This is a genomic window from Epibacterium ulvae, from assembly GCF_018678075.1.
GTDB lineage: Bacteria > Pseudomonadota > Alphaproteobacteria > Rhodobacterales > Rhodobacteraceae > Epibacterium > Epibacterium ulvae_A.
The window spans coordinates 55,470-67,829 of the sequence record NZ_JAHHIR010000039.1 but is presented as its reverse complement, the minus strand read 5'-3'; the positions used below and the strand labels follow the sequence as shown (position 1 = coordinate 67,829).

Here is a 12,360-nt window from a genome sequence, read left to right as displayed (position 1 = left end):
CTTTGGGCCCCGATTATTTCCCATTTGCATCCTTCCACGCGGCCAGGGCTGCAAAAATAGCACGTGACAGGAGGAAACTTGGCAAAGCGGAGAGGCATTAAACATTCACCGCGTTGGTGCCTATTTTGGCACGTAAAGATTTTGGCACTGGCAGGCACAGCAACCCATATAGGCAGGCCCGCGCGGCGCTGGGATTTTTCTGCAACATCAGCTGCACCACTTTGGCTGCCGTATAGGCAAAGGCAAAGGGCAGGGCGCGCGGCCAGTGGCGGCGCATAAATCGCATCCGCGAGCGCGCCATAAAATAGGATGACAGAGAAGAGACCGCCTGAGTGGTAGTTTTAGAACCAATCGTGGCGCCGCCCACATGGTACACCACCGCATCAGGTGCCAGATAAAGCGCCAGTGCCGGATCATCGCCCCGGCGCAGGCACCAGTCGGTTTCCTCGTAATAAAGGAAGTAGTCTTCGGGCATATAGCCGACCCGGCGGATGTAGTCTTTGGAGACAAACATATGCGCACCAAAAACAAAATCGACCGCCTCTTCCGCAGGGAAATCAGTCTGATCGGCGGCTTTTCTATTGTTCAAAAGCGAGGTGATACCGGTCCAGCGATTGACCCGGCCGCCGTCGCTTTGGATGACGTTCTGATCTGCCCCGTAACACACGCGGCCGCCAATCATGCCAAACTGACCCAATTCGCGGGCCCGCGTCTCAAGTGCGGCGGCCGTATCCTGCAGCACCACCGCGTCAGGGTTCAAAACCCAGATGTGGTCCACATCTTCCATCCCCATAAAGGCGCGCAAGCCGTGGTTCACCCCGCCGGCAAACCCGTGGTTCTGAGACAATGTCCACAAGGCCACCTGACCCGGTTCAATCGCGGTGGGCCGGACTTGATGTGATATCAGCTGCGCCCCCAGATCCGAGGCAGCAAACAGCGCGCCGGTATCCTCAGCAGAGCCATTGTCGACCACCAAGATCCGCAGATCCGCGCCTTGACTGTCCAACAGGCTCTGGACACAGTCCACCAACAACGGCCCTGAATTAAAGGCAACCAAGACAACCCCTGTAGTCATTGCGGGCTCCTGAAAATCATCTAATGAATTAAGATCTTTATACTGATTGATGTACAAAGCCACAGCAAGCAGTCAAGGGGCAGCGGTCACCAGAGACCGGTTTTCATCCTAGCATTACTCTATCGCTCATCAAATAACATGCTTTACATGTAACATAACGCTGATTATCAGGAAATTCGCTGTAGCCGCAAAACAGCCAAAACCTCAGACACCTAGCCTTTAGAAATTGTGTTCGCCGCCGAGATCCCGTTGGCTGTGTCACATTGTAATTGAAACCTGCAACCGTAGATTCGCGTCCCATTTAACAGGTCTTGTCGATCTGGGACAAACTGCCTTAGGACCGAGCCTAAGATATTATGCAAGAATGGAAATTCGTATGAGTGCACAGGCGCCTCACGACCAGGACTTTTTAGCAGCTGTTGTCATACCCCATTTCAATGACGGCGCGCGGTTGCGCAAATGCCTGACCGCGTTGATCCCCCAGCTGACCCCTGCACGCCCGGTGGACGTGATTGTGGCCGACAACAACTCCACCGAAGATATATCCGCCATCATCACCGACTTCCCCCAGGTGCGTTTTGTCACCGCGCTCAAAAAAGGCGCTGCTGAGGCCCGCAATATGGGCGTGCACCACAGCACAGCCCCCCGGCTGTTTTTTATCGATGCCGATTGTATCCCTGCCCCCAATTGGCTGGACATGGCGTTGGATCAGACCGCCGAAGACGGGATGATCGGCGGCACGGTCACCGTGTTTGATGAGACCCCCCCCCCGCGCAGCGGCGCCGAAGCGTTTGAGACCGTCTTTGCCTTTCATCAACAGTCTTATATTGCGCGCGGCTTCTCGGTGACGGCCAATTTGCTGACCACCCGTGCAACCTTTGATGCGGTGGGGGATTTCAACCCCCGTGTGGTCGAAGACAGCGATTGGTGCCACCGGGCCGGGGCGCTTGGCTATGGCATTCGCTTTGTCCCAGAGCTGAAGGTCGCCCATCCCACCCGGCAAAACTGGGCGGCGCTGCGCAAAAAATGGCGCCGCACCACATCCGAGAACTATTTTGCAGGCGGCACCCATGCCAAAGCCCGGCTTTGTTGGGGGCTGCGGGCCTTTGCGGTGGCCGGTTCCGGCCTGTTGCATATCCCGCGCGCGCTGCGCCATCACGCCTTGAACGGGCCAGAAAAGCGGGCGGTTGTGGTGACGCTTTTGCGGCTGCGCCTGGTGCGGGCCGGCTGGATGCTGAAACAGGCCATTTTTGACGAACCACCGATAAACACCTGAATATATTTCATAAAATAAACTCTCATTTCCTAAGGACGGTATCGTGCCGATTTTGAACACAGCATCGCTTGCGGATCTTAGGGCGCTTAACGCCGAGATTACCCTGGTTGGAGCGGGGCCCATTGGCCTCAATATGGCCGTGGCCCTGGCGGATCGGGGCTTTCGGGTGCTGCTGTTGGAAAGCGGCGGCGAGGCGGCAGATGCGCAGCGTCAGGATCTTTCGGCCGACCACGTGCTGACGCCGGATCATCATTATGCAGCCCATATCACCACGGCGCGGCGCCTTGGTGGGGCGGGTGGCCTGTGGGGTGGGCGCTGCGTTCCTTGTGATGACATCGATTTTCAGCCCCGCCCCTGGCTCGGGCTTGAGGGCTGGCCGATCCAAAAAGACGACCTGGACCCGACATTGGAGGAAGCCTGCAGCCTGCTCGGGGCCGGCGCGCCGGTGTTTTCCGCGCCCGCGCCCGGTGTGCAGACCACCTCGGATCGCTTTCAGGTGGATCGGCTGGAGCGCTGGGTGAACCAGCCACGCGCCCATGTGAAACACCGCGACCGCCTTGCCGAGGACGACAGGATCACACTGGCGCTCAATATCACCGTCACCGGGGTTGAGCTGAGCCAGACAGAACCGGGCCAGACAGAACCGAGCCAGATCGCCGCGCTTAACCTGCATTTCCACACGTCCCAGACCACTGGGCAGACATCTGAACAGACCACCGCACAGCTGCCGGTGAGCCGCGTGATCCTGACCGGGGGCGGCAATGCCTCAACCCGGTTGCTGCTGAATGTCCAAGACCAGCACCCGGATCTGTTTGGCGGTGCCGATGGGGCTTTGGGTAAATATTACATGGGGCATGTGAACGGGCAGATCGCTGATATCACCTTTGACACCCCCGCGCTCCATGATGCGTTGACCTATCATGTGGATGCGCATGGATCTTATGTCCGCCGCCGCATCACCCCGTCTGATGCCTGTCAACAAGAGGCCGGCCTGGCCAATGTCGCCTTTTGGCCCGTGGTGCCCGAGATCGCCAAACCCGCCCATCGCTCGGGGCCGCTGTCGTCGGTGTTTCTGGGGCTGACCCTGCCGGGGATTGGCAAACGTATCATCGCAGAGCCCATCCGTCTGCGCCATTGCGGCCCCGGCCCCTATGCCCGCCTGCCGCATCTGTTGAACATTCTGCGCGACCCTCTGCGCACGCTGAGCTTTGCCCCCTGGTTCATCTATCATCGCTATTTTGCCAAACACCGGATCCCGGGGTTTTTCCTGACCAACCCCGCCCGCCGCTATGGGTTGGAGTTCCACAGCGAACACCTGCCAGATGCCGCCAGCCAGATGCGGTTGAGCTCTGAGCGCGACGCCACCGGGATGCGCCGTCTCGAAATCGAGTTCCGCTACTCGGACAAAGATGTGGCCAGCGTCCTGAAGGCCCATGACGAGATTGAGACCTGGCTGCGCGCCGAGGGTCTGGGACGACTGCATTATCGCTACGACGCGGCGGACCGCGCAGACGGTGTGCTCAAAGAAGCCATCCATGGCAATCACCAAGAAGGCACCATCCGCATGGGCACAGATCCAAAAGAGGCGGTGGTCAACGCCATGGCGCAGAGTTTTGATCTGGCCAACCTCTATGTCGTCTCAACTGCCATCCTGCCCACATCATCGCAGGCCAACCCCACGCTGACGGCACTGCAGATCGGGCTGCGCCTGGCGGATCACCTCAAGGAGTGCTGTCATGCATAAGGTCACGCTGCACGCAATTGGGGTTGAAACCTCATCGCTGGGCATGGGCTGCGCCTCGCTGGGATCACGGGTCTCTGCCGCCCAGGGACAGCAGGCCCTGGCGCGGGCCTGGGCTGCGGGGGTGCGCTGGTTTGACGTGGCCCCGGCCTATGGCGGCGGCGAGGCCGAGATGCTGCTTGGCGCGTTTTTGGCCGAACGTGGGGCCGATCGGGACCAGGCGCAAATCTGCACCAAGGTCGGCCTGTTGCCACCGCCCCAAAACCCGGCCAAGAAGCTGCTGCGTGCCGCATTGCGCCCGGCCAGCCGCGCCCTGTCCCCGATGCGCGCGATGATCCGGAAATCCGGTGCCACCGCCAATCGCAGACTGCCGCTGACCCCCGATATCCTGAAAAATTCCCTGGAACAGTCTCTGAAACGGCTCAACCTAGAGCAGGTCACCCTTTATGCGTTACACAATGCCGACCCCCAGGATCTGGAGCGCGATGAGATCCTGCGCGTGTTGGAGGATCTGACCACCTCTGGCAAAGCCCGCGCCCTGGCGGTGGCCGGCGATGGCGCGGCGGCCCTGGCGGCGGCGCGCATTGGCACGCCGTTTTCTGCGGTGCAACTGGCGCATCCAGTCGCGGATCAGGCCCCCCTGACAACGGCACGTACTGCGGGGCTGGATGTGATCACCCATTCCGTCTTTGGGGTGGCGGGGGAATTGGCCCATCTGGAACGCCGCCTGCGACAGGATACAGAGCTGCTGGAACGGTTGCGCAGCGCAAACCTGGCCGCGCCGCAGGCCCCCCTCAAAGAGCTGGCCGCCGCCGCTCTTCTGGCGCGGGCGCGGGCCTGCAATCCAGACGGGGTGGTGCTTTGTTCTATGTATTCCAAACGCAGTCTGGAGCAGAATATAAAGGCCGCGCAGGAGGCCGCACGCCCAGTTCCCATACTGGAATAAGCGCCGCTCTAACAGCGGTTCAGCTGTAATAGCTACAATACCACGCCACAAACCGCGCCACGCCGCTGCGCAGATCGGTGTGTTGTCGCTCGCCCGTCAGCGCTTCCAACAATGTGGTATCGGCCCAGGTGGCCGGCAGATCACCGGCCTGCATCGGCAACAGGTTCTGGATCGCCACTTTGCCGGTGGCGGCCTCGATGGCGGTGATGAACTCGGTCAATTGCACCGGTTTGGAATTGCCCAGATTGACAATCCGCCAGGACGCGGCCGGCGACAGACTGTCACTGGCATGGGCCCGCTCCCCCGCCACAGGCACCGCGTCGATCAGCGCCACAATCCCCGCCACCAGATCATCGATATAGGTGAAATCCCGACTCATATCGCCGTGATTGTAGACGTCGATCGCCTCGCCCGCCAAAATTGCCTTGGTGAATTTGAACAGCGCCATATCGGGGCGGCCCCAGGGGCCATAGACGGTGAAAAACCGAAACAGGGTGATCGGCAGATCATAAAGATGGGCATAGGAATGGGCCATCGCCTCACCGGCCTTTTTGGTGGCGGCGTAAAACGACAGGGGATGGTCCGACGGCGCGCATTCGGCGTAAGGCATCTGGGTATTGGCGCCATAAGCGGACGAACTGGAGGCCAGCAACATATGGGCCGGCGGATGGGCGCGGGCGGCTTCCAGCAGTTCAAAGGTGCCGGCGATATTGCTGTCCAGATAGGCGCGCGGATTGTCGATCGAATAGCGCACTCCGGCCTGGGCTGCGAGATGGATCACCACGTCAAACGTCTCTTCGGCAAAGAGATCCAGCAACAGGCCCGGCGTCTCAACCGCGCCCTCAACAAAGCGGAAATCCCCTGCAAGCTGCGCCAGACGGTCCTGTTTGAGCGACACATCGTAATATGTGCTCATCACATCCAGCCCCACCACACGCAGCCCCTGCGCCAGCAGCGCCTGACAGCAGTGATAGCCGATGAACCCGGCCGCCCCGGTCACCAGCGCGGTTTTATGAGATGTCGCAGACGTGTGAGAGGAAGCGCGTGTCATTCCTGGGTGTCCTTTGGGGGCCAAGACCGCCAAACCCCAGGCCAGTGCCCAGACGGTCTTTTATGAGAGTGTTCTGCTTGAACACTGCCCCCGAAAGGAAGGCAAGCCCCCAAGGGCTGGCTTACCCGCTTGTTATCTTTGCAACAGCGCATGGCTTATGTGCGGGCATAGACATCCTCATAGCGGATGATGTCGTCTTCGCCCAAATAGCTGCCGGTCTGCACTTCGATCAGCACCATTGGTACTTTGCCGGGGTTTTCCATCCGGTGGGTGGCGCCGAGGGGAATATAGACTGACTGGTTCTCGCTCACCAATTGCACGGTATCATCCACCGTGACCTTGGCGGTACCCTCCACCACAATCCAATGTTCCGAGCGGTGGTGATGGCTTTGCAACGACAGGGCCGCACCCGGGTGCACCAGAATACGCTTCACCTGGAATCGCTCGCCCACCACCAGGCTTTCAAACCAACCCCAAGGGCGGTGATCCTTGGGGAATTGCACCGCCTGTTTGGCGGATTTTTCCTTGAGCGCGGCCACGGCTTTTTTCACATCCTGCGCGCGGGAGGCATCGGCGACCAGAACCGCATCGGGCATGGCGACCGTGATGATATCTTTGAGGCCAATCCCCACCACTTCCAGGCTGGCATCCTCGGACCGCAGCAGGCTGTTTTCACAATCAATTGCGGTGGCATTATCCGAGGTCACAACCCCGGCCGCGTCGGGGCTGCTTTCGCGCCAGACCGCGTCCCAGCCGCCCAGATCGGACCAGCCAGCCGCAAAGGGCACCACCGTCAGGTTATCGGCCCGCTCCATCACCGCATAATCGATCGAGATATCTTCAGCCCCGCTCCAGGCCGCAGGGTCCAGACGCAAGAAGCCCAGATCGGTCTTGCCCTGATCCACCGCCCCCTGCACCGGCGCCATCAGATCCGGCGCATGGGCACGGAAAGCCGCCAGAATGGTTTTCACCGAGAACAGGAAAATCCCCGCGTTCCACAGATACTGACCCGAGGCCAGCATCGCTTCGGCGGTTTTCAGGTCGGGTTTCTCCACAAAGCGTTTCAGCGCCAGCGGCACAGGCGCAAAATCACCGGGATCGCCCTCGAGTTCCAGGTAGCCATAGCCGGTTTCCGCATGGGTCGGCTTGATGCCAAAGGTCACCAGCCGGCCTGCGCGTGCGCGCTCTTCCCCGGCGGCGACCGCGGCGCGAAAGGCTTCGGGATCCGGCACCACATGATCTGAGGGCGCCACCAGCATCAACCCGTCTGGGTCGGTCTTCTCCAACCACAGGGCCGCCGCCAGTACCGCAGGCGCGGTATTGCGCCCTTCGGGTTCGATCAATATGGCGCCGGGGTCGATCCCCACCTCCAACAGCTGTTCGGTGACAATAAAGCGGAAATCGGAATTGGTCAGCACCACAGGCGCGCCATAACCCGCCCCCGACAGGCGCTGGCTAGAGGCCTGAAACAGCGTCGACTCCCCCACCAGCGGCACAAATTGCTTGGGGTAGCTTTTGCGTGACAAAGGCCAAAGCCGGGTGCCGGAGCCGCCGCACAGAAGAACAGGGGTAATGGTCATGCTGATGTACCTGCAAACTGAAATTGTATGATAGTCCTACGGATTATATCGCCCATTCTCAAGCCTGCAGTCGGCACAAATGATCCTGCATTGACGTCAGAGCACACCAAAGGCCGAGAGGTGCTAAAAACCCCAAATGTCAGTCGTGTATACGTCAGACATATCCTGCCCATGCCCATGTCACCTCCTATGTCACGCGCAACCGTCACGGAGCACCTAACTGCAATTTAGGTCCTTCATGCAGTGATGGATGTTCTCTTTTTGTTTTCAAATAGCCTTTCCTTAATCACCCATAGGTAGATTTGGAACAAATGGGAAACGAAGGAGGGAACTGCCATGCCCGAATACAGCGATTATCGATCCTTGATGGCCGATGGGGAGCGGGCCTGGCACGCAGGCGATGAGGTACTGCGTTATGATTTCATCACCTCAACCCCACCCAGCTATTACCGTTCAGGCGCGGGCTGGGACATTGGCGGCACCTCCTTTGGCAGCTTTGCCGGGTTTGCCATGGATGCCCGCGAACGCGCCATGATGGCGGCATCGATTGCCCGCTGGAACGAGGTCGCAACTGTCAATCTGGTTCAGGGTGGCGGCAGCAACGCCGATATCGTCATCGGCAGCGCCGAATTTCAAACCGGCCTTTATGGGTTTGCCTATTACCCCAATGCGGATGTTCTGGGGCGGTTTGGATCTCACAGCGGTGACATCTGGGTCAATGCCGGGTTTGATCAGCAAAATGTCCCGGGCGTGGGTCCGGTAACCGGTCACTCCAGCTGGTACACCTACTTGCATGAACTGGGCCATGCGCTGGGTCTCAGCCATCCCAATGATCGCCCCGACGACCCAAACAGCAGTGCCAAATACACGGTGATGTCCTATGTGGATCACCCGTCTCAATTTTTGGAAAACCCCCGGATGGCGGCCTTTCCACTGACCCCAATGGTTTGGGACATTCAAGCCACGCAGGCGCTTTATGGCGCCAATACCGAGACCCGCAACACGGCCACCGTCTATCTGGGGGCGGGCGACGGGTTTGCCAGTCAGGCCGAGCGCGCCTTTCAATACGGGGCCACCAATATGCAGATCCGGGGCGAAGACGGGCGCTTACGTGATGTGATCCTGACCATTTGGGATGGCGGAGGGACCGACCTGCTGGATGCGTCCGATTTCACCCAAGATGCCCATATCGACCTGCGCGCCGGGCACTATTCCTCCATTGGCGGTGTCACCGATAATGTCGCCGTGGCCGCCAAGGTGCGTGAAGACGGCCGGGTGGTCAATTTCATCGAACAGGCTTGGGGCGGTGATGGGGACGACTGGATCACCGGCAACCCAACCGGCAACAAGATACGTGGCGGGGCAGGCGACGACCGGATCGCCGGGTTGGCGGGGCGCGACAAGCTGTTTGGCGACAGCGGCAATGACCAGATATTTGGCCACAAAGGACGTGACCGTCTGCATGGCAAGGACGGTGATGACCGGTTGGTTGGTGGGCAGCACCAGGATACGCTGAATGGGGGCAGTGGTCAGGATCGCTTGGCCGGGGGGGGAGGTTCTGATCTTCTGAGGGGGCAGGCAGGTGATGACCTGTTGTGGGGCGATAATGGCAATGACCGGTTATACGGCGGGGCAGGCCGCGACATCGTGAATGGCGGCAACGGCAACGACGTGCTGACCGGGGGTGCGGGTGTTGATATTTTTGTCTTTGCGAGCGGTGCAGATCAGGTGCTCGATTTCACCCGCGCTGAGGGCGATCGAATTGACCTCAGCCGCGCCGCCGGGATCACTGATTTTCAGGGTCTCACAGGGTCTCAAGGTATCTCTGGGGCCCGTATGCAGGCCACCGACACCGGGGTTGTGATCCGCGATGACGCAGGCAACAATATGTGGCTGCTGGATGTGGATCTCAGCGATCTCAGCGCGGATCAGTTTCTGTTCTAGCCTGGCCTGCTGGTCTTGTGTCAGAATAGAAAATCATCCACCTCCAGCTGCAGGCCGGCCTGATCGGCCAATGTGATCTGGCCGGTGCCAATATCCAGCACCAGATCCACGCCATTTTGGTGGATCCCTACGTCAGACAGGCGTTGCGCGCCCTCTCTCCTAAGAAACCGCAGATGCAGCACATCTTCCCCTTGGGTAAAATCCAACACCCAGTCACGGCCATTGCTGTCATCAAAAATAAACACATCCGCCCCTAACCCGCCGCGTAACGTGTCATTTCCCGTACCGCCCCGCAGCCTGTCATCGCCCTGCTGCCCCTCCAGCAGGTCATGGCCCCGCTGCCCATACAGGCGATCATCTCCGCGCCCCCCCCGCAGGTGATCCCCCTTGTTGCCACCAGAGACACGGTCCCGGCCCGCGCCGCCCCAGATATCGTCGTGGCCACCATTGCCATTTAAAACATCAGCACCGGCGTCGCCATAAATCGCATCATTGCCCTGCTGGCCCTGGATCGTGTCCTGCCCGCCATTGCCCCGAATGTCATCCGCGCCGTTTTTACCCCATATCTGATCCCGGCCCGCGCCACCCCAGATGTCATCGTGACCACCGCCGCCCCAGATGCTATCGCGCCCCGCAGCACCGTGAATCGCGTCTGACCCGCCGCCGCCCTGCAGCACATCATGGCCGGCCTCTCCCCACAGTTGATCGGCGCCGCTGCCTCCGAACAGGCTGTCATTGCCACTGCCACCCCATAGGAAATCGTCGTCCTGGTCGCCAAATATGTGATCGGCACCCGCCTCTCCACGCAGGGTATCGGCACCCTGCCCGCCATCCAGCCTGTCGGCCCCGTCGCCCCCCAGCAATTGATCCGCACCGTTGCCGCCGATCAACGTGTCATTGCCGCGGCCACCGTCAAGCTGATCAGCACCGTCGCCGCCCTCCAGTTGGTCGCCACCAGCCCCACCTCTAAGCGTGTCATTGCCCGCCGCCCCCAAAAGATGATCGCGCCCTGCTCCTCCCTCCAACACATCAGCCCCGGCCTGCCCCGCAAGCCTATCGTCACCGCCCCCCCCCACAAGGGTTACGCTGCCGTCACTTCCGCCCCCGGAAACAACGGTGTCGTCGTCGGCCGTGGCGGGCAAGGTTTCTCCCAAGGGCAGGTGATGGGCGCGCTTCCAGCCTTGAGGCCAAAGATCCGTGAGAGAGAGAGAGCCGCCATCCCGGCTTTCGACACGAATTTCACCGCCCTGCCAGTGCAAGTCGATCCCATTGTGGCGCGCCTCTACCTGCAGCTGGGACAGGCTGCGCAACCCCTCCAACAGGCTCAGATCCAGTTGGTCGTGACCCGGTTCAAACCCGGCGATAACCACCCGGTCCCGGTCTGCCCCCGCACGCCCCGGCGCGATGACATAGAAATCCGCGCCTGCGCCGCCCTCCAGCCGGTCGCCAGGAGCCGATGCCACCAACATATCATCGCCCGCCCCGCCGGTGATCGTGGTAGCGGTGCCATTGCCTATCAGCAGATCATCGCCCGCCGTCCCGCTGAGCGTGGCGGCGCTGGCGGTTGCCACCTGCCCCAGCGCCGCCCGGCTGAAACCATAACGCGCGATCCCCTCACCATCTGCGTTCAGCCCCCCTTCGGAGGCGACAAAGATCGACACGGTATCCCCCGTGACACGGGTCTCAATCGCGGTGACATTCTGCAGCCCCTGCCCCGGCGCATGAAGAACCTGGGCGGCCTGCACCAAATGCCCCGAGGGCAGCAGCCGCAACAGATCCATGCCGCCATCGCCCCCCGCCACCAGCACAAAGGCATGGCCATCCACCACAAAACTCTCCACCGCGGTGACCTGACCAAACCGGCTGCCCAGACTGTCGATGGCATGATCCACCAGGGTCAGATCGCCGTTGGCCGCCACCGCCATCACGCTGAGGCTGCTGGTGCCCGCAGCCGCCAGCACCACCCAGGCCTGCCCATAGGCGATGATCGCATCCACCGCCGTCGGGGCTGCAATGCCCAGCCCTTGGTCACGGCCCAGCTCATCCGCAGGCGTCAGCGCCCCGGTTCCGGCCGCAATCCGGTAGCTGCGCAGCCCGCCCAGGCCCGCATCCGCCGCCACCAGGATCTGACTGCTGCCGGTGGTGACCACATCCAACGCCACAGGCCCCGGTGATCCCGCCTGCCCATAGGGCGCAGCGCCACCAGAACGTGCAACCGCGCTGGCGCTGCCGGTCTCAGACACCTGCCAGCCCCGCAGCGCCCCGTCGGCCACCCCATAGACCAGCGCCTGTCCCTGGCTGGTGGTGCTGGTCAGGGTTGAAACCTCAGCCCCCTGGGCAAGACCGGGCAGGCTCCAGCTGGTCTGCGCGGCAATCGTACCGCTGCTGCTGACCAGATGACTGTCCAGCCGGGCCAGATCGCTGCCCGCCAGCAAAAGCCGCCCGCTGTCCCCGCCCAAGGCAACAGCCGCTCCAGTGAGCAGGTTCGCCCCCTGATGCGGGCGGTAATCGCGCTCTGTCAATGTGGCGGTCCCATAGCTGCGCAGCCCCCCGCCCAGCCGTTCGACCGCCACCAGATAGGCGCCGCCCGCACCGGGCACCAGCAGCAGATCCGCCACCCCCTGCGCCTTGCCAAAACCACCATAAAATCTGAAATCCATCGCCGCCCCCACGCGTCGCAAATTCGCCTTGTTTGAACACTTTGGGGTTGTGATCAGCCCGCGACCGGCACCGGATTGCGGCGAAAC

8 protein-coding genes are annotated in these 12,360 nt (G+C 61.2%); 4 read left to right on the top strand and 4 right to left on the bottom strand.

All coding sequences use genetic code 11. The features are described 5' to 3' along the window. Positions 1-97: 97 nt before the first annotated feature. Positions 98-1,075 (bottom strand): glycosyltransferase family 2 protein, encoded by a 978-nt coding sequence (locus KMP13_RS11680; protein WP_215266036.1) that lies wholly within the window; start codon positions 1,073-1,075, stop codon positions 98-100. A gap of 376 nt (positions 1,076-1,451) precedes the next feature. Between KMP13_RS11680 and KMP13_RS11675 the strand changes: the two genes are divergently transcribed. The 3 genes from KMP13_RS11675 to KMP13_RS11665 are packed head-to-tail and all read left to right on the top strand — an operon-like array spanning position 1,452 to position 5,038. Then, a complete protein-coding gene (locus KMP13_RS11675) occupies positions 1,452-2,351 on the top strand; it encodes a glycosyltransferase family 2 protein (RefSeq protein ID WP_215266035.1) in 900 nt (299 codons plus the stop codon). Positions 2,352-2,394: 43 nt separating this feature from the next. Next, on the top strand, positions 2,395-4,095 hold the full coding sequence (locus KMP13_RS11670; RefSeq protein WP_215266034.1) for a GMC oxidoreductase: 1,701 nt from the start codon (positions 2,395-2,397) through the stop codon (positions 4,093-4,095). Next, entirely contained in the window at positions 4,088-5,038 is a 951-nt protein-coding gene (locus KMP13_RS11665; RefSeq protein ID WP_215266033.1) for an aldo/keto reductase, read from the top strand. The genes KMP13_RS11670 and KMP13_RS11665 overlap by 8 nt, the downstream gene beginning before the upstream one ends. 19 nt (positions 5,039-5,057) lie before the next feature. On the opposite strand, the gene KMP13_RS11660 is transcribed toward KMP13_RS11665, so the two are convergent. Together KMP13_RS11660 and KMP13_RS11655 are read right to left on the bottom strand one after the other, a co-directional pair. Continuing rightward, complete coding sequence (locus KMP13_RS11660) at positions 5,058-6,089, bottom strand: NAD-dependent epimerase/dehydratase family protein (RefSeq protein ID WP_215266032.1); 1,032 nt, start codon at positions 6,087-6,089, stop codon at positions 5,058-5,060. Positions 6,090-6,244: 155 nt separating this feature from the next. Beyond that, on the bottom strand, positions 6,245-7,669 hold the full coding sequence (locus KMP13_RS11655; RefSeq protein ID WP_215266031.1) for a mannose-1-phosphate guanylyltransferase/mannose-6-phosphate isomerase: 1,425 nt from the start codon (positions 7,667-7,669) through the stop codon (positions 6,245-6,247). Positions 7,670-8,005: 336 nt separating this feature from the next. Between KMP13_RS11655 and KMP13_RS11650 the strand changes: the two genes are divergently transcribed. After that, the gene (locus KMP13_RS11650) at positions 8,006-9,613 is read left to right on the top strand and encodes a M10 family metallopeptidase C-terminal domain-containing protein (protein WP_215266030.1); all 1,608 of its coding nucleotides are present in this window, start codon (positions 8,006-8,008) and stop codon (positions 9,611-9,613) included. Between the two features lie 20 nt (positions 9,614-9,633). On the opposite strand, the gene KMP13_RS11645 is transcribed toward KMP13_RS11650, so the two are convergent. Beyond that, on the bottom strand, positions 9,634-12,273 hold the full coding sequence (locus KMP13_RS11645) for a calcium-binding protein (RefSeq protein ID WP_215266029.1): 2,640 nt from the start codon (positions 12,271-12,273) through the stop codon (positions 9,634-9,636). Positions 12,274-12,360: the final 87 nt, after the last annotated feature.